The organism is Streptomyces filipinensis, from assembly GCF_014649495.1.
GTDB classification, from domain to species: Bacteria; Actinomycetota; Actinomycetes; order Streptomycetales; family Streptomycetaceae; genus Streptomyces; species Streptomyces filipinensis.
In genome coordinates, this window is sequence record NZ_BMTD01000005.1 from 64,263 (window position 1) to 89,336 (window position 25,074).

A 25,074-nucleotide genomic window follows, 5' to 3' on the forward strand; every position below is an offset into this window, starting at 1 on the left:
GCCGGCCGGTTCCTCGCACCGGGCTGTTCGATCCTACGAACTTCACGCAGGGCGGTTACCGCGTCCCGCTAGATTTGATAGGAAACTTTCCTACCAGTAAGCGGCACGGACCAACTCGCCACCCCCCACCCTTGTTTGGAGCCCCTGTGGTGCACGCAGACCGCGAAACCCCTGCCCCCGCCCGCGTCTCCCGCCGGACCGTCGTCGCCGTGCTCGGCGCGGTCGCCTCCGGTGCCCTGATAGGCACCCAGCGCGCCCTCGCCGCCCCCGCGGCCGCGCCGGGCCTCGACGACCCGGCGAAGAAGGAGATCGCCATGGAACTGGTGTCGAGCGCGGAGAACTCCTCGCTCGACTGGAAGGCCCAGTACAAGTACATCGAGGACATCGGCGACGGCCGCGGCTACACCGCGGGCATCATCGGCTTCTGTTCCGGCACCGGCGACATGCTCGACCTGGTCCAGCTCTACGCCGACCGCAAGCCCGGCAACGTCCTCGCCAAGTACCTGCCCGCACTGCGCAACGTCAACGGCTCCGACTCGCACGCCGGCCTGGACCCGAACTACCCCAAGGACTGGCGCAAGGCCGCCCAGGACTCCGCCTTCCAGCAGTGTCAGAACGACGAGCGCGACCGCGTCTACTTCAACCCCGCGGTCGCCCAGGGCAAGGCGGACGGCCTGCGCGCCCTGGGCCAGTTCTGCTACTACGACGCCCTCGTCATGCACGGCGACGGGGACGACCCGACCAGCTTCCGCAACATCCGCAAGCGCGCCCTGCGCAGCGCCAAGCCGCCGGCGCAGGGCGGCAACGAGACGACGTACCTCAACGCCTTCCTCGACGCCCGGGTGTGGGCCATGAAGCAGGAGGAGGCACACAGCGACACCACCCGCGTCGACACCGAGCAGCGGGTGTTCCTGCGCAAGGGCAACCTCGACCTGAACACCCCGCTCGACTGGAAGGTGTACGGGGACAGCTACCACATCGGCTGACCGCGGCCGCTACGGAGCGTGCGGCAGGTCGGCGGGGCGCGGACCACGGCACCGCGGACCGCAGCCCGTCGGCCTGCCGCCTCGTGATGCGCTCGATCAGCGTGACCGCCGGCACCGCGGCCAGCAGGTCGGGGGCCTGCGCGGTCACGAGCAGCGGCATCGAGGTGCCGTCACCCACCCGCGTGCTCACCAGGCTCAGCACCACGTGCCCGGGCCAGGCCGCCCCCACGCGTTCACCAGGACGTCCGCGCGGTCCGGGCCCGTCCCGGCGGAGCCGCTCGCGCGCCCCACGTCCCGCAGCAGCCCGCGCGGAGCCCAGAAGCGGACGCCCGGTATCAGCCACGCGAGCACGCCCCACGCGGGCGAGCCGCGCATCCTGCCGGCCCGATCCGGAGGCGGACGCGGTCGACGGATGCAGCAGGTGGGCCCGGACCTTCAGCGCCCGGATCAACTCGGCGCCGGCCGCCGCCGCCATGGCGAACCGGCGGAACGAGCGAGGAGCCAAGGAGCACGGGCGGCGGAACCGGTCACGGTCGAAGACCCGTCTGGCAGGGCGTCCGCTCGGCCGGCGGCGCGCGCGAAGATCGGTGCACTGGATCACAGGGCGGGGCGCTCTCGCATGTCAGGCCCCTGACGAGGAAAGATGGGCGGTGAGCGATCGACCAGACGACGCGGAGGAGCGGACTCATGCCGCACGAGCGAGCCGGCCGGCCGGCCGGTCCCGAGGACCTTGTCGACGTGGCCCGGCTGGTCACGGCGTACTACGCACTGCATCCGGACCCGGCCGACCCGGCACAGCGGGTGGCCTTCGGGACCTCCGGACACCGGGGCTCGTCCCTGGCGAGCGCCTTCAACGAGGACCACATCGCCGCCACCAGCCAGGCCATCTGCGAGTACCGCGCGACCCAGGGCACCGACGGCCCCCTCTTCCTCGGCGCCGACACCCACGCCCTGTCCGAGCCGGCGAAGGTCACGGCGCTGGAGGTGTTCGCCGCCAACGGTGTGACCGTCCTCATCGACAGCGCCGACGGCTACACGCCCACCCCCGCCGTCTCCCACGCGATCCTCACCCACAACCGGGAGCGCACCTCCGGCCTCGCCGACGGCGTGGTGGTCACCCCCTCGCACAACCCGCCCGCCGACGGCGGCTTCAAGTACAACCCGCCGAGTGGCGGCCCCGCGGCCTCCGACGCCACCTCCTGGATCCAGGACCGGGCCAACGAGATCATCACGGGCGGTCTGAAGGACGTACGCCGGGTTCCGTACACCCGGGCGCTGGCCGCGGACACCACCGGGCGGTACGACTTCCTCGGCTCCTACGTCGCCGATCTGCCCGGCGTGCTGGACCTGGAGGCCATCCGCACGGCCGGCGTGCGCATCGGCGCCGACCCGCTCGGCGGTGCCTCCGTCGCCTACTGGGGCCGCATCGCCGAACAGCACCGCATCGACCTCACCGTGGTCAACCCGCACACCGACCCCACCTGGCGCTTCATGACGCTGGACTGGGACGGTCAGATCCGCATGGACTGCTCCTCGCCGTACGCGATGGCCTCGCTCATCGAGCAGAGCGACCGGTACCGCATCGCCACCGGCAACGACGCCGACGCCGACCGGCACGGCATCGTCACCCCGGACACGGGCCTGATGAATCCCAACCACTATCTGGCGGTGGCCATCTCCTACCTCTACCGGCACCGCGAGCAGTGGCCCGCCGGCACGGGGATCGGCAAGACGCTGGTGTCCTCCACCATGATCGACCGGGTGGCCGCCGACCTCGGCCGGCAACTGGTCGAGGTCCCGGTCGGCTTCAAGTGGTTCGTGGACGGACTGGCCGACGGCACCCTCGGGTTCGGCGGCGAGGAGTCGGCCGGCGCGTCCTTCCTGCGCCGCGACGGCTCGGTGTGGACCACCGACAAGGACGGCATCATCCTCGCCCTCCTCGCCTCCGAGATCACAGCCGTCACGGACCGCACCCCGTCGGAGCACTACGCCGGCCTGACCGCCCGCTTCGGCGCGCCCGCCTACGCCCGCGTCGACGCGCCCGCGACCCGTGAACAGAAGGCCCTGCTCGGCAAGCTGTCACCGGCCCAGGTGACCGCCGACACGCTCGCCGGAGAGGCGGTCACGGCCGTGCTCACCGAGGCGCCCGGCAACGGCGCCGCCATCGGCGGCATCAAGGTGACCACCGACAACGCCTGGTTCGCGGCCCGCCCTTCGGGCACCGAGGACGTGTACAAGGTGTACGCCGAGTCCTTCCTCGGCCCCGGCCACCTGGCCCGCGTGCAGGAAGAGGCCCAGGCCGTGGTATTGGCCGCGCTCGGCGGCTGAGCCCCCGGTACGGCGGCCTCCGGCACGGACTCCGGCGGCCGCCGGCGGCTCAGCCGCGCCCGTGCCGCCGGTCCAGCCGGTCCAGGACCGCCTGCGCCATGGCCTGCTCGCCCCGGGCGTTGGGGTGCGCCGGGGCCGCGGGCGAGGCCGGCTGCAGCGGTTCGATCCAGCGGTCCGCGGGTGCCTTGCACATGTCGTGGCCGACCGTGGGGCCGTAGGTGTCGACGTACTCGGCCCGGTTGACGCCGGCCACGACGCGCAGCATCAGGTTGAGCCGCTTCTCGGTGTCGCGTAGGTAGGCGAAGTCCTTCTGCGCGAAGGGCACCTGCGGGAAGCAGCCGCTCCCGTCGTCGGGCAGCAGGTCCGGGTAGCCGACGACCACCACGCGCGCGTGCGGCGCCCGCGCGTGCACGGCCCGCAGCACGCGGTCGACCTTCGGGGCGGTTCGCAGGACGGCGAGGGCCAACTCGTCGTACCCGGACGCCCGGTAGGAGCGTTCGCACGGGTTGCCCGTCGGATCCTGGGCGGCCAGACGGGCGCAGGTGGAGATGATCGAGCCGAAGCCGACGTCGTTGCCGCCGATCTGAACGGTCACCAGACCGGTGCCCCGTCCCAGAGCGTCGAGTTGCGGCTCGTTGGCGCCCTGCGCCCGCCACATCTCGGCCGTCGTCGCTCCGGCGCAGCTGACGTCCGTGAACTCGGTCGGCTGCCGCTGTGCCGCCACCAGCGAGGGGTAGTCGTGGTCGGAGCGGGCGCAGCCGGCGTCCACCTGGCGCGGGATGCCGGGGCCCGAGGTGTAGGAGTCGCCGAGGGCCACGTAACCGAGGCCGCGGCCGTGTCCGGCGGAGTGCGCGGCGGCCGGTGTGGTGGAGGCGGCGACCAGGGCGCATCCGCCCAGCGCCGCCCCCAGCACGGCGACCCGCCGCCGGCCTCTCGCCCCGTCCGCCGCGCGCGTGTCGTTCGCCATGGTTCCCCCCTGAGGCCGGTACCTCGCGTGGCGGCGGCACTGGCGAGTGCTCCGTCACGCGTTCGACCGGCCCTGTATACCGCCCGGTAGGTCTCGCCGACCAGAAGCGGGAGCCGACGAGTTCAGGGGAGGCTCTCAACGGCGCGGAACCGCGGGCGCATTCAGCGGGGCGCGCCGGGCCGGCAGGGGGACCGTCTGTGGTCTCTCTCGTCAGACTCCGGACGGCTCCGGCGTCGACGCGGACGCCTGGAGCAGGGAGTCGTCGTCCGGCCGGGCCCCGGACAGACGGTGCCGGGCGGCGATCAGCGCCATGTCGACGTCCCCGGTCCCGGTGGCCACGCACAGCGTGTACGAGATGTCCGCGAGCCGCTGCCGGGCCTGCGGGGTGCTCTTCCCGGCCCCGAGCAGGGTGAGGGTCTCGTACTGGGTGATGAGGTCCTTCAGCACCGCCGGGTGTGCCATCAGCATGCGTTCCGCCTCCCAGGGGGGTCGCCGGTGTACGAAGTCGCAGCGCGAATACCCGCACCGGCGCGCGGCATGCCACCTCCGGCGGATCGCCGGTCCCGCGGTGCCCGGACGAGGCGTCGGCCAGGATCTCGAACCGGCACCGGTGCGGCAGCGGATTTTCGCCGATCACCGGGCCAAGTGGTGTTCTGTGCTCGCCCATCCGGTGGCTTATGGCCTCCGCAGCGTTATTCATGTCTCGGATTTCCTGATCATTCCACTATCGAGCCCTTGGGACTGACCAGCCGTCATGAAGCTCTGACCCAAGTCGAGGAGAGTGGAGAGAATGACGACATCGCCGAGACGGCGATACGTTCTGGCGTCGGCCGCCACCGTCGCCGCGTTCGCCGCAGCCACGCTGGCGAATGCGGGAGGCGCCTACGCGCAGGACCACACCACCCCGAACCCGCCGTATCCGAAGAACGCCGGTTACCCGCATCACCGGGAGAAGCCCGCGTACCCGGTGAAGCCCGTGTACCCGCATCACCCCGAGAAGCCCGCGGCGCCGGTGAAGCCCATGTACCCGGCTCATCCGGAAAAGCCTGTGTACCCGGTGAAGCCGGTCAAGCCCGTGTACCCGGAGCATCCGGTCAAGCCTGTGTACCCGGAGCATCCGGTCAAGCCGGTGTACCCGGAGAAGCCGGTGGTTCCGGTCAAGCCGGTGTATCCGGAGCGGCCCGCGAAGCCCGTGTACCCGGAGCATCCGGTGAAGCCGGTGTATCCGGAGCGGCCGGTCAAGCCCGCTTATCCGCAGCATCCGGTGAAGCCTGTCTATCCGGAGAAGCCGGTGAAGCCTGTCTATCCGGAGCGGCCGGTGAAGCCGGTGTATCCGGAGCGGCCGGTGAAGCCGGTGTACCCGGAGAAGCCGGTCAAGCCCGTCTATCCGGAGAAGCCCGCTTACCCGCGCAGTCCTGAAAAGCCCGTGTATCCGGTCAAGCCGGTGTACCCCGAGAAGCCGGTGGTTCCGGTCAAGCCGGTGTATCCGGAGCGGCCGGCGAAGCCCGTGTACCCGGAGAAGCCGGCCAAGCCCGTCTACCCCGAGAAGCCTGCGGTTCCGGTCAAGCCGGTGTATCCGGAGAAGCCGGTCAAGCCCGCTTACCCGCAGCACCCGGTGAAGCCTGTCTATCCGGAGAAGCCTGCGGTCCCGGTGAAGCCTGTGTACCCGGAGAAGCCGGCCAAGCCCGTCTACCCGGAGCATCCGGTGGTTCCGGTGAAGCCGGTGTATCCGGAGCACCCGGTCAAGCCGGTGTATCCGGAGCGGCCGGTCAAGCCGGTGTATCCGGAGCGGCCGGTCAAGCCTGTGTACCCGGAGCACCCGGTGAAGCCCGTGTACCCGGAGAAGCCGGTGGTTCCGGTGAAGCCGGTGTATCCGGAGCGGCCCGTCAAGCCCACCTACCCGCAGCACCCGGTGAAGCCCGAGTATCCGCAGCACCCGGTGAAGCCCGACTACCCCAAGCACGCGAAGTCGAGCGGTGGGCACCAGGAGGCGCCCGAGGAGTGAACGCCCGTGACAACGGCCCGTTGAGGTTCGCTGCCACATCCGCAACAGAGTGCTGGGCCGCCCCGCAAGGGCGGCCCAGCCGCGCGTTCCGCCGCAACCGCTCGCGTCCTGGCCCGTGTTGAGCCGCCCGCACGGCGAGGGCGGCCGGATGACCTGCGAGAACGGTGTGCGAAGCTGCGCGGGTCAGCTTTCGTACGACGGAAGGGAGCGGCCGGCATGGCCGTCATCCACCACACCACCCTCAAACCCACGAAGCTGGAGCTGCTCACCGGCTGGCTGCCCACCCGTCCTTGGTACCGAGGCACAGCGGAAGCCCCGGCGCTGACCAAGTCCGGCGGCTTCCGGCTGGAGGACCCCGCGGGTGAGGTCGGCATCGAGTTCATGGTGGCCACGGACACCTCCGCCCCCGAACCGACCGCCTATCTGACGCCGTTGACCTATCGTGGCGCACCGCTGGACGACACGGGCCACGCGCTGGTGGGCACCATGGAGCACGGCGTGCTGGGCAAGCGCTGGGTGTACGACGGCTGCCACGACCCGGTACTGGTCACCGGGTTGCTGATGCTGATCGAGGGCAGGGCGCAGGCGCACGCCCAGAGCATCGACGGTGCCCTCGACCCCGAGGTGGTCCGTTCCTACACCGGCGCCCCCCTCACGCTGGACGGCCTCACACCCGAACCGGCCGACGACCAGGCGGGCACCCGTGTGCGCGCGCCGCACGGCACGGTCCTTCATGTGCATCGCGTCCTGACCCCGGCCTCCGAGAACCCGCCGCTGTGCCCCGAGGGATCCATCGGCCATGTGGCGCGCGCCTGGCAGGACCCGCGGGGCGCCGGGCTGACGGCGGTCTTCGCGACGCTGCGCACCGCCTGAGCCGCAACCCCACCCGGCTCACCGGCCAAGCGTGTCGCGCTTCTGGCATGGTCCGGTCAAATCTGTCACTCTTTCGGCATCCCGTGCCCTGTCCGGTGAGGGCGCGGCGCACCACTCGGTGCAGCGATCGCGCAAGCCCCGTCCGCGGCCGCCCCGGCGTACCCCAGCCGGCAGGCGGCCATCGAGCAGGCCGGGAATCCCGGCCGCCGCAAAGGAGTAGCGTGTGAGATCGACCCCCCACAAGGCCCTCGGCGCCGGTGCGCTCACCGTCGCCGCGGTTGCCGCCCTCGTGCTCCCCGGCACGCCCGCCGCAGCCGGCCCGGCCGCGGCTCCCGCCGCCTGCACCCCGGCGCAGGTCGTCGGCAACGGCGGATTCGAGAGCGGGACATCGCCCTGGTCGACGTCCTCCTCCACCGTCATCACCAGCCGCTCGGGTGAGGCCGCCCACGGCGGCAGCTCCTTCGCCTGGCTGGACGGCGTCGGCAGCACCCATACGGACACCCTCAGCCAGAGCGTCACGATCCCCGCCGGGTGCGACGCGGCCACCCTCACCTTCTGGCTGCACATCGACACCGCCGAGACCACCTCGTCCATCGCATACGACAAGCTCACCGCCAAGATCGGCGGCACCACGCTGGCCACCTACTCGAACCTCGACGAGAACACCGGCTACGTGCGCAAGTCCGTCGACGTGTCGGCGTACGCGGGACAGACCGTCAGCCTCTCCTTCACGGGGACCGAGGACTCCAGCCTCCAGACGAGCTTCGTGCTCGACGACGTGGCGCTCGACACCTCAGGCGGCACCACGCCACCGCCGTCCGACTCCACGCGCACCCCGGCCGCGCCCGCGTACACCGTCAGCCTCAGCAGCGACACGAGCGGCACCGTCTGGACCGGGCACGAGAGCGCGACCTTCACCAACGCCTCGGCCACCGCGCTGAACGAGGTCTATCTGAGGCTGTGGGACAACTACCACGGCACCTGCGACGCCATGCCGATCCGCGTCAGCAACGTCACCGGCGGCACCGCGGGCGCGCCCTCCGTCGCCTGCACCGCCCTCAAGATCGACCTTCCGGCGCCGCTCGGCCAGGGCCAGAGCGCCACCATCGGCTTCGACCTCGGCATCACCGTGCCCAGCGGCGCCGACCGCTTCGGCCACGACGGCGCCTTCAGCTTCATCGGCAACGCCCTGCCCGTCCTCGCGGTCCGCGACAGCAGCGGCTGGCACCTGGACCCGTACACGGACAACGGCGAGTCGTTCTACTCGCTGGCCGCCGACTTCAAGGTGACCCTCGACCACCCCAGCAGCCTGCTGGTCCCGGCCACCGGCACCTCCACCGAAACCCCCGGCTCCAGTGGCCGTACCGTCACGACGGCGACCGCGTCCAAGGTCCGTGACTTCGCCTGGGCCGCCGGGCCCTTCACCAAGATCTCCGGAACCTCGCCGGCCGGTGTCGCGGTGAACGTCTACTCCGTCTCGGGCATCAGTTCCTCCAGCGCCCAGTCCATGCTGAACACGGCCAAGTCCGCCGTGGACGCCCACGCGGCCCGCTTCGGCGCCTACCCCTACGGCGAGCTGGACGCCGTCATCGACAACAACTACTGGTTCGGCGGAATGGAGTACCCCGGCTTCGTCCTGGACCTGGTCAGCACCACCGCCCTCACCCACGAGATAGGCCACCAGTGGTGGTACGGCATCGTCGGCGACGACGAGTACAACAGCCCCTGGCTGGACGAGGCCTTCGCCGACTACTCCACCGACCTCGCCCTCGGCAAGACCGGCAGCAACTGCTGGAGCAGCGTCTCCTGGGCCTCCAGTGCCGAGAAGATCACCAACTCCATGGCCTACTGGGACGCGCACTCCTCCCGCTACTCCACCGTCGTCTACGGCTACGGCAAGTGCGCCCTGCACGACCTGCGCCGCGTCCTCGGTGACACCGCCATGACCAAACTGATGAAGGACTACGCGACCGCCCACTGGTACGGCGTGTCGACCACGGCGGAGTTCAAGGCCGCCGCCCAGGCCGCCACGAGCACCGACCTCACCTCCTTCTGGACCCAGCACCGCATCGACGGCTGATCCGGCGCGGGCCGGTCGTCGGAGCCGCCCAGGGCGACTCCCACGACCGGTCCGCACGCCACCCGAACGGACCAAACGCGGCGCGCAACAGCTCCGTTGGGCGCAACCCGAAGTGCGCCACGGCCCGATCACGGGTCAGATGGTGTTCGTGCGAAGCGTCATGTCCTTCCCTCGCGGCCGCTCACGCCTTGCCGTCACGGGCGTCCTGACCGGCCTTCTCCTCACCGTGCCCGGCCCCGCGGCCCGTTCCGCGCCGGCCCCGGTCGTCCCCCCACGCGGCAGCGCGTACATGGGCATGGGCGTCCTCGCCCATGACGGACGCGCCAGTGGCCCCGACGCCACACCCGCTCCCGCCCGTGCGAACCAGATCGAAGGCGTCGACGTCTCCAGCTATCAGGGGAACGTCAACTGGACGACGCTGTGGAGCGGCGGCGCCAAGTGGGCCTACACGAAGGCCACCGAGGGGACGTCCTACACCAACCCCTCTTTCAGTCAGCAGTACAACGGCGCCTACAAGGTGGGCATGATCCGAGGCGCGTACCACTTCGCCACCCCGGACACGGCCGGCGGCGCCGCTCAGGCCGACTACTTCCTCGCGCACGGCGGCGGCTGGTCCAAGGACGGCAAGACCCTGCCCGGCGTGCTCGACATCGAGTGGAATCCGTACGGCGGCTCCTGCTACGGCAAGTCCAAGACCAGCATGGTCAGCTGGATCCGGGACTTCGTGAACCGCTACAAGTCCCGCACCGGCCGCGACGCGGTCATCTACACGGCGACCAGCTGGTGGACCGAGTGCACCGGCAACTACTCGGGCTTCGGCAAGACCAACCCGTTGTGGATCGCCCGCTACGCCTCGACCGCCGGGACACTGCCGGCGGGCTGGCCGTATCACACGATGTGGCAGTACACCTCGTCCGGCAAGACCGTCGGGGACCGGGACCGCTTCAACGGCGCCCTGGACCGGTTGCAGGCCCTCGCGAACGGCTGAGGCCCGCCCCCGACCGGCTGCTAGTGGGCGTGCGCGACGAGCATGCGCACGGCGAGCACGGTCATCAGGGCGCTGGACGCCAGGGCCGTGAGAAGCCGCCCGCGGCTGCCGGTCAGGAGCCGGCCGAGCAGGGCTCCGCCGCCGGCCAGGAGCAGCTGCCAACTGGCGGATGCGGCGAAGGCGGCCAGGACGAACACGGCCCGTTCGAGGTGACCGGGGCGCGCCGAGGCCTGGCTGCCGACCACGAGAGCCGCGAAGTACACCACGGTGACGGGGTTCATCATCGTGACACCCCACAGCCCGACGAAGGCCCGCGCGGGACGGGGCGGAGCCTCGTCGGGCGGGGCGGCCGAGTGCGGCTCGCGGTGGTGGGCGAGCGCCTGCGCCGCGCCGCGCACGGCCAGGACGACGAGCACCGAGCCGGCGACCCAGCGCAGGGGGTGTGTGATCGGCTCAAGGGCGTGCGCCAGCGCGGAGCCCCCGAGCACCGCGATCAGCGCGTAGAGGCCGTCCGCGGTCGCGACCCCCAGCGCGGCGCACGCACCGATCCTCCACGAGGTCCGGGCGGTCAACGCCACCAGATACGTCCCGACGGCCCCCACGGGTACGGCGATGCCGTACCCCGCGAGGAGCCCCGCGACCAGCGCGGCGGTCATGCGGGTGCGGGTGTCGGCCTCAGCGATCGACCGGCCCGCTGCTGTCGGCCGCGCACCGATCGGTCGGCGGCGGTCAGCGGCAGGAAGGCGGTCAGCGAGGTCATGCGCTGATCGTGGCGGCAGCACGCCCGCCCGGACAACTCCTTTTCGGCGGACCGTCCGCACGCCACAGCCGGAGAGCGCGCTTCTGCTTCAGTCGCAGCGCGGCGTGGCCGGTCCGGTCGGGCAGGAGCGTGCGCCGTCGTCGACCGCCCTGTCGTCGTGGGCCTGGCCCAGGGCGCCGACGCAGATCACGACGGTGATCAGGACGGCCATGACGAGCTGGCTGACGACGGTCACGACCGCCCGGGCCCGCGCCGCGACCAGGGCCGCCACGAGGGCGAAGGCGGCCACTCCCGCCGCGGCGGTCAGATAGCCCCACAACGGGTCCGCCTTGACGATCTCGACCGGATCCAGGGTCACCCCGGACAGGAACCAGAGCCCGAAGTCGATCACCAGCGCCGTCAGCTCCAGGAGCACCAGACCGCACCCGACTCCGATGTCGGCACCGGTGTCGGCGCGGTCGCACCGCCGGGGACCTCGGGTGGCGTCGAACGCGGGTGGGGCGACAGGGAGGTTCATGGCCTTCACGGTGCCCGCCCGACCGGCCGGGCGCATGAGTACGGGTACTCACGCACCCTCCCGTCGACCAGGCACCGGAGCCTTCCGCCTTCGGCGTCGGTGGCCCGGAGCAGCAGGATGAGCAGGTCCTCCTCACCCTCGACCACCGTGCCGGCCGCGACGGCGGCCCGCTTGCCGCCCCACCAGCGCGGTCGTACGGTCGCCGAACTCCCGGTGCGCGGCACGGGCCAGCGCCACCGACGAGCTCGCCCCGGAGACCCTCCGGCGCCTGATCCACTCGCTGCTGGACTCCGAGGACAGCCGGCTCCGCGACGACGCCACCATCCTGAAGTTCGAGGGGCGACCGGACGGCTGAGCGTCCGAACCCGCCGTCGGCCGCACCGCCCGGCGCGGTACGGTCACCCCCATGGCTGACGCTCGGCTGACCACCTCCTCCTTCCTCGTCCTCGGCATCATCGACAAGCTGGGCGAAGCCAGCGCGTACGACGTGAAGGTGGAGGCGGGCCGCACCGTCGCCCCGTTCTGGTCGGTGCCGCACGCGCAGGTGTACGCGCAGTGCGACCGGCTGCTCGCCGCCGGTCTGCTGGCCCAGGTGCGGCAGGAGAGCGGGCGGGGCCGCCGGGTGCTGGCGCTCACCGACCGGGGCCGCCAGACCCTGCGCGACTGGCTCGCCGACCCGGAGTTCGTGCCGGTCGAGGCCCGCGAGCGCGGCATCCTGAAACTCTGGTTCGGCGCCCGCCCGGACCACATCGCCCCGGTCCAGCTCGCCGAACACCGGCGCACCCTGGGCGAGTACGAGGAACTCGCGGACGGTGTCGGCGAGCTGCTGACCCCGGGACAGCGGGAGGCGCTGGAGTTCGGCATCCGGTACGAGCGGATGATGACCGAGTTCTGGGACTGGGTCCGGCAGCGGGACGCACGCACCCCGGACCGTTGACCTCGCCGCCGGCCCGCTCTACCGTCGGTAACCCGCAATAGTCCAGAAGAGACTATGGGTTGCGACCGAACCGGTGAGGGACAGGGGGACGCCGTGCGTCCGTGGACGAGCAGCACCTGGCGCCGAGCCGCCGGGGTGAGCGTGACGGCGGTGTGCCTCTGGTACGCGCCCTTCGCGATGACCGAACTGTGGTCCTACGCCAGCCCGGGCGCCCCGGCGCCGGGCAAGTGGCTGCTGGCCCACACCGTCTCGCCCCGGTACGTCACCGACGCGCTGGCGACCCGGGTCGCCCCCTACCGGCACAGCCTGATCCCGATGATCGTGCACTCCGTGCTCGGCGGGCTGCTCATGCTGCTCGGACCCGCGCAGCTGCTGACGGCCGCGCGCCGGCGCGTACGGCTGCACCGCGCGCTGGGCCTCGTGTTCGCCGTCACCGTCTACGCCTCGATGGCGGGCGCCGGCCTCTATCTCGCCCGCACCGCGCCGAAGGACGCCTTCAGCGGGGCGGCCTTCTGGGTCGTCCTCGCCACGATCCTCGTCGGCACCGTCCTCAGCGTCACCTTCGGCATCCTCGCGGCCGTCGGCGGCTTCCCCGACCTCCACCAGCGCTGGATGCTGCTGTGCTACGGATACCTGCTGACCGCTCCCTTGCTGCGGCTGGAGTGGGGCGCCCTCCCGGCGGTGCTGCCCGGGCTGCCGATGACGGAGGTCAACCGGGTGGCCATCATGCACCTGGGCTCCCTCGTCGTGTTCGGTGCGCTGCTCGCCTCCCGGGCCAAGGACTCCCGGGACGGCGTGGACGGCCTCGGCCGGTCCTGGGCCCAGCTGCCCGCCACCGCGGCGGCCCATGTGGGGGGAGCGGCGGCGCTGCTCTGGATCGCGCGCGCCCTCTCGGCGTACGGCACGGCCGGAAACCGTCTGCTGGCCGCCTATCTGGTGCCGTTCGCCGTGGCCTACGCGGTGATGGCGCTCGGCGCACGGCGTGCCGCCCGCGCGGGCCGGCTGTGGGCGTGCGAGGAGTGGCGGATCCACCTCACGGGTCTCTGCCTGGCACCCGTGCTCTCGGCCGGGGCGGTCGCCGTCTTCCAGCACAGCCTGGGGCTCGGCCGGTTCACCGCGCTCACCGCCGGCGTCGCCATCGGCTGCGGGATCACCGCCTTCGGTGCCACGCTCGTGGTGAGCCTGCGGCTGATGTACGCGCGCGAGGTGCGCAAACGCTCCCTCCCGGCCCCGCTGCCCGTGCCCCGGACGACCACGGCGGTGCCGTAACCGCGCGCCCCCGCCCGGCCGGCCCCGGCGGCCTGGGCCACGAACGGGGCGCCGAGCAGCCCGCCCCGGTGCGCCGGCTCCCCGAAACCGGCGGTCCGAGCCACCACTCGGCCCGCCCCCGCCCCCGGAACCGCTCACCGCTTTCCCGGAAACGGAACCGCAGCCATGGTCCGACCGCCCGGCCCGACCGACCCGCTCGGCCAGACCGGCCCAGCTGATCCGACTGGCCCGACTGGCCCGAACGATACGACCGATCCGAACAGCGGGACCGGCCCGACTGATCCGCCCGGCCCGACTGATCCGCCCGGTCCGCCCGGTCCGCATGGCTCGCCTGGCCCGACCGGTCCGACCGGTCCGACCGGTCCGACCGGTCCGACCGACCCGGCCGACCGGGTCGACCCGACCGACCCGACCGATTCGACTGACCGGGTCGACCCGACCGACCGGCCCGGTTCGACCGGTTCGACCGACCGGACCGACCCGATTGACCGGACCGGTTCGACCGGTTCGACCGACCGGGCCGATTCGACCGACCGGACCCTCCCGACCGATCCGACCAGCCCGGCCGTATCGGGGACGACCTCACCGGTGCGGCAGCCCCTTCCCGGGCCCCCGTCCGGCCGCCCCCTCGCGGCCGGCGTGGCGCTGCTGGCCATCGCCGTCGCGGTGATCAATCTGCTCGTGGGGACCGTCCTGACCGTCGTCGCCCTGACCGGGCACGTCCTCGGGGCGTGGCCGTCACCGGACCCGATCAGCCCCGGACTGCTCGGGGCCGCGATGCTGGGCACCGCGCCGGCGCTCTTCGCGCTCGGCCGCGCGACCACGTGGCAGGAGGCGCGCACGCTCGTCCTGCCGGTCGCCGTGGTCCTGGCCGGCCTCTTCACGGTCAGTCTGCTCAACGCGGGCCGGCTCTACATCGCCCACGGCGGCCCGATCGTGTCCGTGCTGTTCAGCCTCGGCTGGCTGTTCACCCTCGGCCTGCTGTGCGTGGCGGCGGCGATATGCCTGGCGGGACAGCTCCTCGCCCGGTCAGGACCGGCCGCCGCAACGGCCTCCCCCCGCACCGCGCCGCTGCCGGGCTGGGCCAAGCCGCCCCTCGCCGTGCTCGGCTCCTCCTGGCTGGGCATCGGCACCGGACTGCTCGTACGCCCCGGATTCTGGGCGGAGTTCGTGCCCTGGCAGACCAACCGCGTGGACGCGCAGGCACTCGGCGTCTGGGGGCTCGCCCTCGGCGTGGGCGTCCTCGGCTCTCTCGCCGAGGACGACCTGGACCGCACGCGCCCCGCCCTGCTGTCCCTGCCCGGCACCGCCCTCGCCGTGACGGTCGTGCTGGCCGCCCGCGCCTCCCACGTCCACTGGTCCTCCGGGCCGGGCCTGAGCCTGGTCGTCATGGTGGCCGGACTGCTGGCCGCCGGGGCGAGCGGACGATTGCTGCTCAGGGGGAACGCGGGTCCGGGCGAGGCGACGCGGAGCGCCGGCTGAGGGGCGGCGCGAGCGGTGGGCAGTCGTAGGCTCGGTGTGTGCCGCGTGTCGAAATCCTCCAGCTGCTGGTCTCCCCGGTGCACCGGCTCGCGGGCCGGCCGGGCGACGGGATGCCCGAGCTGCCGTCCGGTGAACTGGTGACGGCGGTCCAGGTGCGAGCCGGGCTGGGGCTGGTCGGCGACCGGTACTTCAACCAGCCGGCCCACCGCAACGCCTCGATCACCCTCATGGCCGTCGAGCGGTTCCCCCAAGGGGAGCCGTACGCCGCCGACCTGCTGCGCACCCGGCGCAACGTCCTGCTGAGGGGGGTCGACATCGACGCCTGCGTCGGCGCGACCGTCTTCCTCGACTGCGGAGCCGGCCCCGTGGAGCTCGCGGTGCGCGGTGCGGCCCGGCCCTGCGCCTGGATGGACACCACCCTCGGCCCCGGCGCACAGCGTGCGCTGCGTGGCGGCGGGGGCGTGCGCTGCAGGCCGCTGACCGACGGCACCCTCACCGTCGGCCCCGCCCTGTTCGGTGTACGGGAACCGGGCCGCGCCGAGGCCCCGGACGCCGCTCGGCGCGATCCGGGTGCCGCGACCGGGACGCGTTAGCGTCAGGACCTGCAGCGCTGTGTCGCCGTGGTGGTGCTGTGGGGGAGCGGACGGATGGAACAGACGGCGTTCGACGAGTCCGACACGGTCAGGGGCCCGAGACGGCCAGCTGGTCGGCGAGCCGGTGGGCCTGGGTGAGCAGCGCGCCGTAGGTGGCGACCTCGTCGGGGTCGTCCGTCGTGGCGCGGACCAGGTCGCGGCGCAGCTCCTCCAACGTCTCGCGCAACCGCGCGACGGCCGTGCCCAGCTCGTCCTCGCATGCCTCGTGGCCGAACCGGCTGTGGCTGTAGAGCCGCAGCGCGTGTGCGGTGCGGCGCAGGAACTCGGCGTAACGGCAGGCGAGTTCGGGGTGCGGTCGGGGTGCCGGGCGTTCCTGCGCGGCGGCCTCCAGCACCGTGCGGGTCACCCCCGCCGTGTGCACGGCCGCGTAGTCCAGCACCACGATCGCGTCGTCGTACCCTTGGCCGGGCGGCGGCTGGGCACGTCGGTGTCGGCGGCGCAGATTGCCGCGCAGGCTCTCCCGGCTCCACGCGAGCGCCGAGCGGGCCTGCTCCACGAGCCGGTGCAGCCGCAGGGCACGCTCGTGCCAGGCGCCGGCCTCCTCGGCGTCCCAGCGCCCCTCGGCCAGCCCCTCCGCCACGGCCCGCAGGATGGCGTGGGCCTCTTCGGACGCGTCCCTGAGGACGGCCCGGCTGTCCCGCAGATACAGCGGCGGCCGGACCAGGGCGTTGACCGTGATGCCGACCACGGCTCCGAACAGGGCCTCGGCGAGCCGGGCAGCGGAGGTGGCTACGGTGACGGACCCGTTGGTGAGCACGAACAGGGCCCCGGTGGCGGCGTAGATGCCCTGGCTGCCCAGGCCCCGCCACTGCCCGAGCAGCATCGCGAGGGGCAGGACGACGGCCATCGCGGCCACGGTGTCGTGCAGCGGCAGCGCGATCGCGGTGGCCACGATCGTGCCGGCCGCGATCGCCGAGAGCTGCTGCAGCCCGTGCGCGATCGACCGGTACACGGTGGACTCCACCAGGACCACCGCCACCCACGGCGCGACGAACGCCACCGGCGCGTGCAGCCACCAGCCCGCCACCGCCCAGGCCAGCCACGCGGCCAGGGCCGCCTTGACCGCCTGGAAGGCGAGGTCCCGCTCCCGGCACGGCCCCGCCCAGGCCCGTGCCGCACCGCGCGCCGCGGCCGTCACCTCACACCACAGCGCCTGCCACGTCACTCGCATGCCACGCACGACGCCCGGGTGCCACGCGGGACACCACCCCATGCCGGCCGTACGCGTCGCACGGGCCCGGCCGCCCGGGAGCCGCAGCACCGCCGCCAGGCCTCTGCGCCGCCCGCGGCGTCACCACCGGCCCCGGTCATCCGGCACGGCGGCCGCGGTCGGCGGGGCATGGCAGGGCTGGGCAGCGGGACGCGGCGGCCGATGAGCGCTGGGCCCCGGTCGGCGGGTCACCCCAGGCTGGGCGGCGTCCAGTCGGCGTGCCGCAGGATCGCCCGGGTCGTCGCCCGCGACGGCGCGAGCCGCAGCGCCGTGTTGCGCAGGGCCACGGCGAGCGGATGGGACAGCCGCTGACCCATCCGGCCGGCCTGCCGGGCGGCGCGGGCGACCGCCTGGGAACGCGGGCGGCGCTCGGCGTCGTAGCGGGCCAGCGCCGAGCCCACCGAGGGCTCGGTGGCGACGGCCGCGGCCAGCGTGACCGCGTCCTCCAGCGCCTGGCAGGCACCCTGGCCGAGATTCGGTGTCATGGCGTGCGCCGCGTCCCCGAGGAGCGCCACCCGGCCCGCGACGAACGACCGCAACGGCGTGGCCAGCTCATGGATGTCGTGGTGGAGCACGTCCTTCGGCCGGGTCGCGTCCAGGAGCGCGGGGACCGGATCGTGCCAGCCGCCGAAGCGCCGGCGCAGCATGCCGAGCGGATCGTCGTGCCGGACACCGGCCGCAGCGGTGAGCACCGCGTGCCACTCGGCCCGGCCGTCGGCGAAGGCGATGTGGCCGAACTCCGCGCCCCCGCCCCAGGTCAGCTCGAAGTCCCCGCTCAGCTCCAGCGCCCGGTCGGTGACGGCCCGCAGCACCGTGGAGCCGGCGTAGACCGGGCCGGGATGGCCGGGAAACAGCAGTCCGCGGAGCCGGCTGCCCACCCCGTCGGCCGCGACGACCAGGTCGGCGTCCAGGACGGCGTCCCCGACCGGCACCCCCACGCGGTCGGGGGCCGAGCGGTCCAGCGCGGGCACGGTGACACCGGTGTGCAGGCACTCGGCGGGCAGGGCCGCGCGCAGCAGACGGTGCAGGACCGCGCGCCGGATGCCGACGATCGGCGTGCCCAGCGCGCGTTCGAGGGCGGCGCCGTCCATCCGGGCCAGCCAGCCACCCCCCGGGGTGCGGGTGCCGCCGGTGTACTGCGGACGGGCCGCCGAGCGCACCGCCGCGCCGACGCCGAGCGCGTCCAGGGCGCGCAGTCCGTTGGCGTGCAACGAGATGCCCGCGCCCGCGTCGGCCAGGGTGGCGGCCCGCTCCACCACCCGTACGTCCCAGCCGATCCGGCGCAGTCCGATCGCCGCCGCCAGCCCGCCTATGCCGCCCCCGACCACCACTGCCGTACCGCCCACGCCGGTCCCCCTTCGAGCTCGGTTCGCATCGGTCCTCCGCAGAAGTGGCCGCCTCAGGGTCTTCTACAGATGTAGAAGACCCTACTGCGGGTTTTCTACAGGTGTAGAGGCGGGGTGTAGAAAGAGAGGATGCCGACCGACCGACGTACAGTCCTCGCCGACGCGGCCATCGCCGTGCTCGCCGACACCGGGATGCGGGGGCTGACGCACCGCGCCGTGGACCGGGCGGCGCGGCTTCCCGCCGGTACCACGTCCGCGTACTACCGCACCCGCCAGGCCCTGCTCACCGCGCTGGTCCGGCGCCTGGTGGAACTCGACCAGGCCGAGCTGCAGGAGATCGGGGCCAGGGTGCCGGTGCCGCGCACCGCCGCCGAACTGGTCACCGGAATCGTGGGGTTCGCCGCGGTGCGGCTCACGGGGGAGGGGCGTACGCGCTCTCTGGCGCGTTACGCCTGTGCCGTCGAGAGCGCGCGGCACCCCGAACTGCGCGAGATCCTGGTGCCGCGCGAGAACCTGGCTCGGCAGGCGGTGTGCGCCTTTCTCGCCGCCCAGGGCGTGGCGGACCCGGACGCCCGCACGGTGACGCTGCTGACCTGCGTGGACGGCCTGGTCTTCGACCGCCTCGTGAACGGCGGAAGCGTCTGCGAGGAGGAGGTACGCGGGCTCGTGGCAGCGGCTCTGCGCTGAGCGGTACGCCGGCGCGGCCTGCCTGGACGGGCGCGGAGGCGGAGGCCGGGGGACGGCGGCCGTTCGTCCGTCAGGGGGGTACCGCGCGCAGGGCGCGCAGCACCGCCCAGACGACAGAGACCAGCGGTACGGCCACCACCGCGCCGATCACCCCCGCGATGATGCTTCCGGCGATCACCGACACCGCGACGACGAGCGGATGCAGCCGTACCGCCCAGCTCATCACGACCGGATGCAGCACATGCCCCTCCAGCTGGCCGATGACGACGATCAGCGCCAGCACGGCCAGCGCGGTGATCGGCCCGCGTCCGGCCAGTGCGACGACCGTGGCGACGCCTAGGGCGACGGGGGAGCCCACCAGGGGCACGAACGCGGCGAAGAACTCCAGCAACGTCAGCGGCAGCGCCAACGGCACCCGCAGCACCACCAGCGCGACACCGACCAGTACGGCATTGGTGGCGGCCACGATGATGATGCCGCGCGTGTACCCGGCGAAGGCCCGCCACGCCGCGTGCCCCGCCCGGTCCCACGCCGGACGGGCGCCGCTCGGCAACAACTGGTCGCGGATCCAGCCCCACAGGCGTTCACCGGAATAGATGAAGAACACCGAGGCGAACAGCGCCAGCGCGGCCCCGGTGACCAGCTCGACCACCCGGCTCAGCCCGCTGACGGCTCGGCTGAGCAGGCTGGAGCGGTGCGCGGAGAGGTAATGCGTCACCTGGTTCTCCAGCTCGGACAGCCGGCCGGGACTCAGCCGGAACGGCGGCCGTTGCAACCACTCCTCGATACGGTGCACCCCGCCCCGGAACTCGCCCGTCAGCCGGGCCGACTCGCCCGCCACGGCGTTGCCCACCAGGGCGAGCAGTCCGAGCAGGAGCAGCACACTGCCCAGCAGCGCCATGGCGACGGCCAGCGACCGCGGCAGGATCCGGCTGAGCAGGTCCGTCAGCGGGCGCAGGACGGAGGTCACGACCAGCGCGAGGAAGAGGGCGACGGCGATGAGCTGGAAGCTGCCGAGGATGCTGAAGACGCCGTAGACGACGAGCCCGACGAGGATGAGCCGCCAGGCGTAGGCCGCGCCGACCCGCAGCCATGGCACCGTCCGCTCGGCCACCGGCACGGGCACGGCCACCGGCACCGTCTCGGGCCGCAGGCCGACCGGGATGCGCACGGAGTACGCCGGCCGGCTGCCCAGCACCTGCCTCGCCCGGCGCCGGCCGCCCGGTCCGGCCGCCCGCCGACGCGCATCGCCCACCACCGATTCCGACTCCTCTCCGTCATCCCTGATGACGGTCGGTCACCTGTACAGCACCGTAAGCGCACGTCGAGGGTGGGGCGCGCGGAATGCGCCGCCTGCGGCGTCCCCCGGATGGCGACGTTTCGCAGCGGACCGAGCCGCGCACCACCCGGGAGGCGCGCAGGGCTACGGCGAAGCACGCTCACGCGGCCCGCCGCGGTCGCGGTCGTCCAGGAACGTGACGGTCTCGCCGAGCGGTGCCCGGTCGACGCGGGCGTACGGCGCCGACAGATCCGCGAAGCCGATCGACACGCCCGCGAACAGGACCAGTTCCGGCGGGGGCGACACGACGTCCGCGACCGTCCGGTGGTACACCGACCACGCCATCTGCGGACAGCTGTGCAGCCCTTCGGCGCGCAGCAGGAGCATCACCGTCTGCAGATACATCCCGAGGTCGGCCCACTGCGCCGCGCCCATGTCGCGGTCGATGTAGCACAGCAGGAGGCACGGGGCGCCGAAGCAGCGCCAGTTCTCGCCCACGGCCGCCCGCCGGGCCTCCGTGTCCCCGCGCCGGATCCCCAGCGCGCCGAACCGCTGGGCGGCCGCCGCCGACCGCCGCTCCCGGTACGGCGACTTCGGCTCCGGTGGGTACATCCGGTACTGCCGCTCGTCCCCGGGATCACCGGTCGCTCCCCGCTCGCGCGCGCGCTCCTTCAGCTCGGCCAGCGGGGCGCCGGTGAGCACGTACGTGTGCCACGGCTGGAGGTTGCCGCCCGACGGGGAGCGGGCGGCGGCGGCCAGGACCCGCTCCAGCGCCGCGCGGGGCACCGGCTCCTCGGTGAAGGCCCGCACCGCCCGCCGGCTGTGCACCGCCTCGTACACATCCACCCGCATGACCTCCTGACCCGTGGTCGACTCCGTCCTCCGCCGTACTGACGGAAAAGGGCCGGCGGATGTGACCGGAGTGGGTGAAGAGGCGGCGGAACGCGGCCGTTCACGCCGACGACCGGCGCGGATGGAGAGCGGTCACAGGACCTTCACAGCCGCTGGGGGTGTGCCCGGACCGGCCAGGGCACTCGGCAGGTGTCGCCGGCAGAGAGGGATGCGCCAGTGATCATCATCGCCCTACTGCTGCTCCCCGTCCTCAGCATCGTCCTGTACGGGCTCGACCAGGTCGAGGACCGATGGATCCTGCGGCCGCCGGCCGCCCGCCGCAGCAGGCACCGCCGGCTTCGCCATGCGAAGGCGGACCGTCACTGATCCGTCGCCGCGGCCTCGTCCAGGCCGGCGCAGCGCCGGTAGCGCACGATCGCCCGCCCGAGTTCGAGCCGCTCCGGTCCGGGGAGCGCCCCGCCCTGGACGTACTCCAGGATGTGCTCGGCGACCGCCCGCAGCTTGGTGTTGGTGCGCTGGGAGACGTCCCGCAGTGCCCGCCAGGCCTCTTCCGGGGCGATCCGCCCGAGTACGACGACGGCTCCGACGGCCTGGTCGATCACGGCGTGCGAGGACACGGCACGCCGCAACTGCTGGTTCTCGGTCGTCAGCCGGTCGTACTCCGCTGCCAGGTCGGTGGACGAGAGAAGGGCCAGCGGCTGGTGCCGGGAGAGGGTGAAGAAGGCCATGGAGCACCTTTGCGAGGTCGGGACGTCACTGCTACATCTGCCCTCGGCGGGCGCCGGCACACAGATTGAACCAGCGACGCGGGACACCGTGACGTCGCACGGCCCGTGCCGCGCGGCCCGTACATCCGTGCGCCGGTGCCGGCCGGTCCGTGTCGCGCGGGTGCCCCGGTGTCAACCCTCCTGGATCCAGGGGCGGGTGCTCTCGGCGTCCTCGGTGGCCCGGCCCACCGGCAGCAGGTCGCGGATGTCCGCGGGCAGCGCGCCGGCCATCCGCTCGGTCAGCTCCGGGGCGAGCGCGGCGTCGAGCACCTCCATGACGGCGGCGGCCTCCCGCAGGGCCGTGTCCTCGTCGGTGCCCGCCCGGTCGGCGATGCGCCCGGCGAAGACGGTCAGCCCGAACCGCTCGCCCGCCGCGCCGGCGTTTGAGGTGGCCGATGCGTCGGCCGCCTCCCGCATCGCCGTCGCCATGTCGGGCGGCAGCTGTGCGGCCACATGCCGGGCCAGTCCGGACGGCAGCCGCTCCGAGAGCGTGCTGACGACAGCGTGCGCTGCCCGTTCGGCCGAACCCCGGTCCGGCAGGTGGGCCAGCTCCTGCACCTTTCCGATCATCTCGTCGTGCCGCATGAGGTCGCATCCTTCCTCACGAAGTCGTGACGGTCCGGTATGTCCCTCGCCGCGGGTGAGGCCACGCGCCTCGACCCGGCCGCGTGCCTGCGCGTGCCGAGTACCCGGATGCCGCGGCCGCGTACCCGGTCACGGCCGGCCGCCGCCGGTGGAGTCGCGCTTCCGTCGCGGGGTAGGCGTCGGAAGCGGACCATCGGACAAGTGGACGCCGGCGGACCGGGATGTGAGGTGTTCATGGCGGGAGCGGGGCTTGCGGCGCCGTTGTGGGACGTGCACAACGGCCAGGGGTTGCGGCAGCTGGCCGAGCTGGGGCTGGCACTGCTGCTGTCCAGCCTGATCGGCTGGGAGCGGGCGGCACAGCAGAAGAGCGCCGGGCTGCGCACCCACACGCTGGTCGGCATCGCGAGCGCGCTGATGATGGAGGTGTCCCAGCACGGGTTCACGGCGGTGCTCGGGCTGCAGAACGTCTCCTTCGATCCCTCCCGCGTCGCGGCGCAGATCGTGTCCGGCATCGGCTTCATCGGCGGCGGCCTGATCTTCGTCCGGCGCGACGCCGTACGGGGCCTGACGACGGCCGCCACCATCTGGCTGACCTGCGCGGTCGGCATGGCCTGCGGCGGCGGGCTGCCCATCCTCGCGCTCGCGGTGACCGCCCTGCACTTCCTGGTGGTGCGGGGCTATCCGCTCATGACGTCCCGTCTGATCCCCGCCACGGCCGGGGGCACCTTCGAGGCGCGCCTTACCTACCGGACCGGGGCGGCACTTCTGCCGCGCCTGATGGAGACCTGCACCCGCAGCGGCTTCCGGATCGTGCAGGTCAAGGTGGAACGGCTGCCCGGCCGCGCGGACGACGCGGCCCGGGTGCTGCTGGGGCTGGAGGGCACCGGGGACTCGTCGGGGCTGGCGTCGGAGCTGTTCCAGGACGCGGGGGTGCTCGATGTCGAGGTGAGCGCCGCGGCGGACGACGAATAGACGAACAGGTGGTGCGACGGCCACCGGGCGGAAACCGCCCCTCGGACCACTGAGCTCAGCAGGGGTGACCAGGCCTGCCCGGCCCGGATCGCCTCGGCTGGAGTGGGGCGGTCCGCTGAGCTCCGCGGTCAGCGGTCGCCGGTCCGCTCAGCCTCCTTTTGCCTGCTCCGCCTGTTGTGTCCACGTCCAGGCGTACTGCAGCCAGTCCGAGACCGTCAGCGCGCCGAGGCCCGCGCAGACCAGGCGGGTGGGCCGGGGTGCCGCGGCGTACGAGCACACCAGGATGCCGGCGGCCCAGGCCGAGGTGCAGAACGGGCAGGCCAGCAGGTCTCCGACGGCCCGCCGGACACCGTGCCCCCGCGGTTCGTCGACGACCTCGCCGCCCTCGCCAGCGTCCGTGCGACGGGTGAAGGGCGCCCGCAGAAAGCTCGTGATCTTGTCCCGGGTCAGCAGCCTGGACGCCTTGTACGCCCCCGCGCCCATCAGGACGACGTCCCACGGCGGCACCTCGGACGGCAGCGGGACACCCCGGCGCCTGGCCAGCACCGCGAACGCGCCGGTGCCCGCCGTGAAGAGGGAGGCGAGAGCGGCGTATCCGGCGAGTGGGACGTCGCCCTGGTCGTCGTACCGCGCGGCGTCCGTCGTCATGAGACCTCCCATACCTGCCCAGGGCGCGCACCCGGCCCGCACCGGGCCCCGTCCCGAGTTCCCCGGACCTAGGCGGCGACACGCGCCCGAACGGCACCCCCCGGGAGACGGCGATGCCGGTACGACGTGTGCGATGCCACATATGACCTGGTTCGCAACGCCTCCCCTCGCGCCTGGTACCGGGCTACCGTTGCGTCGAGCCCCTGTTCCCCCTCGCCCCTCGGACGGCCCGGCTGTGCTCACTGATCTGTCCCCCCTCATCGCCGCGACGGCGCGCTGGCTGACGGTCTCCTATCCGCCCAGCGGCGGCGCGCTGGCCTCCGCCCTGTGCGAGGCGCAGGCCCGGCAGGCCGTGACCGTCGCCGCGTGGCTGCGCTACCCCACCGAGATCGACGCGGCCCTGGTCACCATGGCCGGTCCCGGCGGCGCCGCGCGGCTCGACTGGATCACCGGCACCGAGCGCGCCGGCGAGGAGGGCCCCGTGGACGACTGGGCCTGGCGCACCTGGGTCGACGAGGTCGTCGCCAGCTGGGCGGCCGGCCTGCTCACCGACCCCGAGCTGGCCGGAACGGCCGTCGCCGCACTCGCCGACGGCGAGCACACCCCGGGCACCCCACCGGCGGAGTTCCGGCGGCTGCTCGCGCCCGACGACGGTGACCGGCGCGCCGCCGCGCTGCTGCGCCACCCCGACCTCCTCGCCCCCGTGGCCGAGCTGCACCTCGACCAGCTCGTGGACCGTCTCGGACCGGGCCGCGCCCTCGCCGCCTGAACGCTCGGTCGCACCCGTCCGCACCGTCGCCCCGAACGCCTCCCGCCCCGCCCGGCCGGCGCCCGTGTCGTACGCCCCCGCAGGGGTACTGCGGAGCTGATCCATGGGCCGTTC

General features: G+C 73.2%; 27 protein-coding genes. 14 read left to right on the forward strand and 13 right to left on the reverse strand.

Annotated elements, in window-relative coordinates; genetic code table 11:
* The first annotated feature begins 146 nt into the window (after positions 1 to 146).
* The gene (locus tag IE244_RS13560) at positions 147 to 986 is read left to right on the forward strand and encodes a chitosanase (RefSeq protein WP_191873764.1); all 840 of its coding nucleotides are present in this window, start codon (positions 147 to 149) and stop codon (positions 984 to 986) included.
* A gap of 195 nt (positions 987 to 1,181) precedes the next feature.
* Here the strand turns inward: IE244_RS13560 and IE244_RS43130 are convergent, their stop codons facing one another.
* Positions 1,182 to 1,361, reverse strand: a complete 180-nt coding sequence (locus IE244_RS43130; RefSeq protein WP_191873765.1) for a DUF4328 domain-containing protein — start codon at positions 1,359 to 1,361, stop codon at positions 1,182 to 1,184.
* Between the two features lie 312 nt (positions 1,362 to 1,673).
* Between IE244_RS43130 and pgm the strand changes: the two genes are divergently transcribed.
* On the forward strand, positions 1,674 to 3,314 hold the full coding sequence (gene pgm, locus IE244_RS13570) for a phosphoglucomutase (alpha-D-glucose-1,6-bisphosphate-dependent) (RefSeq protein ID WP_191873766.1): 1,641 nt from the start codon (positions 1,674 to 1,676) through the stop codon (positions 3,312 to 3,314).
* Positions 3,315 to 3,363: 49 nt separating this feature from the next.
* On the opposite strand, the gene IE244_RS13575 is transcribed toward pgm, so the two are convergent.
* Together IE244_RS13575 and IE244_RS13580 are read right to left on the reverse strand one after the other, a co-directional pair.
* Entirely contained in the window at positions 3,364 to 4,281 is a 918-nt protein-coding gene (locus IE244_RS13575; RefSeq protein WP_191873767.1) for an SGNH/GDSL hydrolase family protein, read from the reverse strand.
* Between the two features lie 210 nt (positions 4,282 to 4,491).
* Positions 4,492 to 4,749 carry a DUF5133 domain-containing protein gene (locus IE244_RS13580; RefSeq protein WP_191873768.1) on the reverse strand — a complete coding sequence of 86 codons (258 nt, stop codon included), beginning with the start codon at positions 4,747 to 4,749 and terminating at the stop codon, positions 4,492 to 4,494.
* Between the two features lie 322 nt (positions 4,750 to 5,071).
* Here IE244_RS13580 and IE244_RS41880 point away from each other — a divergent pair, with 322 nt between their 5' ends.
* From IE244_RS41880 to IE244_RS13610, 4 genes are all read left to right on the forward strand, one after another.
* Positions 5,072 to 6,286, forward strand: coding sequence for a hypothetical protein (locus tag IE244_RS41880; protein ID WP_229854083.1), 1,215 nt, complete (start codon positions 5,072 to 5,074; stop codon positions 6,284 to 6,286).
* Between the two features lie 216 nt (positions 6,287 to 6,502).
* Entirely contained in the window at positions 6,503 to 7,159 is a 657-nt protein-coding gene (locus IE244_RS13600) for a maltokinase N-terminal cap-like domain-containing protein (protein WP_191873772.1), read from the forward strand.
* A gap of 223 nt (positions 7,160 to 7,382) precedes the next feature.
* The gene (locus IE244_RS13605) at positions 7,383 to 9,239 is read left to right on the forward strand and encodes a M1 family aminopeptidase (RefSeq protein ID WP_191873773.1); all 1,857 of its coding nucleotides are present in this window, start codon (positions 7,383 to 7,385) and stop codon (positions 9,237 to 9,239) included.
* 160 nt (positions 9,240 to 9,399) lie between these two features.
* Complete coding sequence (locus IE244_RS13610; RefSeq protein WP_229854084.1) at positions 9,400 to 10,227, forward strand: lysozyme; 828 nt, start codon at positions 9,400 to 9,402, stop codon at positions 10,225 to 10,227.
* Between the two features lie 20 nt (positions 10,228 to 10,247).
* On the opposite strand, the gene IE244_RS13615 is transcribed toward IE244_RS13610, so the two are convergent.
* From IE244_RS13615 to IE244_RS13625, 3 genes are all read right to left on the reverse strand, one after another.
* Positions 10,248 to 10,883 (reverse strand): LysE family transporter, encoded by a 636-nt coding sequence (locus tag IE244_RS13615; protein WP_191873775.1) that lies wholly within the window; start codon positions 10,881 to 10,883, stop codon positions 10,248 to 10,250.
* 192 nt (positions 10,884 to 11,075) lie between these two features.
* Positions 11,076 to 11,504, reverse strand: a complete 429-nt coding sequence (locus IE244_RS13620; protein WP_191873776.1) for a DUF6234 family protein — start codon at positions 11,502 to 11,504, stop codon at positions 11,076 to 11,078.
* Between the two features lie 5 nt (positions 11,505 to 11,509).
* Positions 11,510 to 11,728: a hypothetical protein gene (locus IE244_RS13625; RefSeq protein ID WP_191873777.1), complete on the reverse strand. Its 219-nt coding sequence runs from the start codon at positions 11,726 to 11,728 to the stop codon at positions 11,510 to 11,512.
* 182 nt (positions 11,729 to 11,910) lie between these two features.
* Here IE244_RS13625 and IE244_RS13630 point away from each other — a divergent pair, with 182 nt between their 5' ends.
* The 4 genes from IE244_RS13630 to IE244_RS13645 all read left to right on the forward strand — a co-directional run bounded on the left by IE244_RS13630 (position 11,911) and on the right by IE244_RS13645 (position 15,785).
* Positions 11,911 to 12,441 (forward strand): PadR family transcriptional regulator, encoded by a 531-nt coding sequence (locus tag IE244_RS13630; protein WP_191873778.1) that lies wholly within the window; start codon positions 11,911 to 11,913, stop codon positions 12,439 to 12,441.
* Positions 12,442 to 12,534: 93 nt separating this feature from the next.
* Complete coding sequence (locus tag IE244_RS13635; protein ID WP_229854085.1) at positions 12,535 to 13,710, forward strand: DUF2306 domain-containing protein; 1,176 nt, start codon at positions 12,535 to 12,537, stop codon at positions 13,708 to 13,710.
* Between the two features lie 588 nt (positions 13,711 to 14,298).
* Entirely contained in the window at positions 14,299 to 15,192 is an 894-nt protein-coding gene (locus IE244_RS13640; protein ID WP_191873780.1) for a hypothetical protein, read from the forward strand.
* Positions 15,193 to 15,230: 38 nt separating this feature from the next.
* Positions 15,231 to 15,785, forward strand: coding sequence for a molybdenum cofactor biosysynthesis protein (locus tag IE244_RS13645; RefSeq protein WP_191873781.1), 555 nt, complete (start codon positions 15,231 to 15,233; stop codon positions 15,783 to 15,785).
* Positions 15,786 to 15,873: 88 nt separating this feature from the next.
* Here the strand turns inward: IE244_RS13645 and IE244_RS13650 are convergent, their stop codons facing one another.
* Both IE244_RS13650 and IE244_RS13655 read right to left on the reverse strand, forming a co-directional pair.
* Positions 15,874 to 17,016 carry an FUSC family protein gene (locus IE244_RS13650; RefSeq protein WP_191873782.1) on the reverse strand — a complete coding sequence of 381 codons (1,143 nt, stop codon included), beginning with the start codon at positions 17,014 to 17,016 and terminating at the stop codon, positions 15,874 to 15,876.
* 227 nt (positions 17,017 to 17,243) lie between these two features.
* Positions 17,244 to 18,401 (reverse strand): FAD-dependent monooxygenase, encoded by a 1,158-nt coding sequence (locus IE244_RS13655; protein WP_191873783.1) that lies wholly within the window; start codon positions 18,399 to 18,401, stop codon positions 17,244 to 17,246.
* Positions 18,402 to 18,530: 129 nt separating this feature from the next.
* Between IE244_RS13655 and IE244_RS13660 the strand changes: the two genes are divergently transcribed.
* Positions 18,531 to 19,088, forward strand: coding sequence for a TetR/AcrR family transcriptional regulator (locus tag IE244_RS13660; RefSeq protein ID WP_191873784.1), 558 nt, complete (start codon positions 18,531 to 18,533; stop codon positions 19,086 to 19,088).
* Positions 19,089 to 19,158: 70 nt separating this feature from the next.
* Here the strand turns inward: IE244_RS13660 and IE244_RS13665 are convergent, their stop codons facing one another.
* Positions 19,159 to 20,346 (reverse strand): AI-2E family transporter, encoded by a 1,188-nt coding sequence (locus tag IE244_RS13665; protein WP_191873785.1) that lies wholly within the window; start codon positions 20,344 to 20,346, stop codon positions 19,159 to 19,161.
* 165 nt (positions 20,347 to 20,511) lie between these two features.
* Positions 20,512 to 21,213, reverse strand: coding sequence for a nitroreductase (locus tag IE244_RS13670; protein ID WP_191874062.1), 702 nt, complete (start codon positions 21,211 to 21,213; stop codon positions 20,512 to 20,514).
* A gap of 222 nt (positions 21,214 to 21,435) precedes the next feature.
* On the opposite strand from IE244_RS13670, the gene IE244_RS13675 reads away from it, so the two are divergent.
* Entirely contained in the window at positions 21,436 to 21,585 is a 150-nt protein-coding gene (locus IE244_RS13675; RefSeq protein ID WP_191873786.1) for a hypothetical protein, read from the forward strand.
* Here IE244_RS13675 and IE244_RS13680 read toward each other — a convergent pair.
* Entirely contained in the window at positions 21,579 to 21,947 is a 369-nt protein-coding gene (locus IE244_RS13680) for an ANTAR domain-containing protein (protein ID WP_191873787.1), read from the reverse strand. The genes IE244_RS13675 and IE244_RS13680 overlap by 7 nt on opposite strands.
* Positions 21,948 to 22,118: 171 nt before the next feature.
* Complete coding sequence (locus IE244_RS13685; RefSeq protein ID WP_191873788.1) at positions 22,119 to 22,571, reverse strand: DUF2267 domain-containing protein; 453 nt, start codon at positions 22,569 to 22,571, stop codon at positions 22,119 to 22,121.
* A gap of 234 nt (positions 22,572 to 22,805) precedes the next feature.
* On the opposite strand from IE244_RS13685, the gene IE244_RS13690 reads away from it, so the two are divergent.
* Positions 22,806 to 23,543, forward strand: coding sequence for an MgtC/SapB family protein (locus IE244_RS13690; RefSeq protein ID WP_191874063.1), 738 nt, complete (start codon positions 22,806 to 22,808; stop codon positions 23,541 to 23,543).
* A 147-nt stretch (positions 23,544 to 23,690) separates the two neighbouring features.
* Here IE244_RS13690 and IE244_RS13695 read toward each other — a convergent pair whose 3' ends face one another.
* Entirely contained in the window at positions 23,691 to 24,191 is a 501-nt protein-coding gene (locus IE244_RS13695; protein WP_191873789.1) for a DUF1360 domain-containing protein, read from the reverse strand.
* Between the two features lie 235 nt (positions 24,192 to 24,426).
* On the opposite strand from IE244_RS13695, the gene IE244_RS13700 reads away from it, so the two are divergent.
* Positions 24,427 to 24,960: a hypothetical protein gene (locus IE244_RS13700; protein WP_191873790.1), complete on the forward strand. Its 534-nt coding sequence runs from the start codon at positions 24,427 to 24,429 to the stop codon at positions 24,958 to 24,960.
* The last annotated feature ends 114 nt before the right edge of the window (positions 24,961 to 25,074 follow it).

Coding starts and splice junctions, on each gene's coding strand:
- IE244_RS13630 (WP_191873778.1), top strand. CDS start 11,911: ATGGCTGACGCTCGGCTGACCACCTCCTCCTTCCTCGTCCTCGGCATC.
- IE244_RS41880 (WP_229854083.1), top strand. CDS start 5,072: ATGACGACATCGCCGAGACGGCGATACGTTCTGGCGTCGGCCGCCACC.
- IE244_RS13690 (WP_191874063.1), top strand. CDS start 22,806: ATGGCGGGAGCGGGGCTTGCGGCGCCGTTGTGGGACGTGCACAACGGC.
- IE244_RS13650 (WP_191873782.1), bottom strand. CDS start 17,016: ATGCGAGTGACGTGGCAGGCGCTGTGGTGTGAGGTGACGGCCGCGGCG.
- IE244_RS13680 (WP_191873787.1), bottom strand. CDS start 21,947: ATGGCCTTCTTCACCCTCTCCCGGCACCAGCCGCTGGCCCTTCTCTCG.
- IE244_RS43130 (WP_191873765.1), bottom strand. CDS start 1,361: ATGCGCGGCTCGCCCGCGTGGGGCGTGCTCGCGTGGCTGATACCGGGC.
- IE244_RS13580 (WP_191873768.1), bottom strand. CDS start 4,749: ATGCTGATGGCACACCCGGCGGTGCTGAAGGACCTCATCACCCAGTAC.
- IE244_RS13620 (WP_191873776.1), bottom strand. CDS start 11,504: ATGAACCTCCCTGTCGCCCCACCCGCGTTCGACGCCACCCGAGGTCCC.
- IE244_RS13610 (WP_229854084.1), top strand. CDS start 9,400: ATGTCCTTCCCTCGCGGCCGCTCACGCCTTGCCGTCACGGGCGTCCTG.
- pgm (WP_191873766.1), top strand. CDS start 1,674: ATGCCGCACGAGCGAGCCGGCCGGCCGGCCGGTCCCGAGGACCTTGTC.
- IE244_RS13615 (WP_191873775.1), bottom strand. CDS start 10,883: ATGACCGCCGCGCTGGTCGCGGGGCTCCTCGCGGGGTACGGCATCGCC.
- IE244_RS13575 (WP_191873767.1), bottom strand. CDS start 4,281: ATGGCGAACGACACGCGCGCGGCGGACGGGGCGAGAGGCCGGCGGCGG.
- IE244_RS13660 (WP_191873784.1), top strand. CDS start 18,531: ATGCCGACCGACCGACGTACAGTCCTCGCCGACGCGGCCATCGCCGTG.
- IE244_RS13685 (WP_191873788.1), bottom strand. CDS start 22,571: ATGCGGCACGACGAGATGATCGGAAAGGTGCAGGAGCTGGCCCACCTG.
- IE244_RS13695 (WP_191873789.1), bottom strand. CDS start 24,191: ATGACGACGGACGCCGCGCGGTACGACGACCAGGGCGACGTCCCACTC.
- IE244_RS13600 (WP_191873772.1), top strand. CDS start 6,503: ATGGCCGTCATCCACCACACCACCCTCAAACCCACGAAGCTGGAGCTG.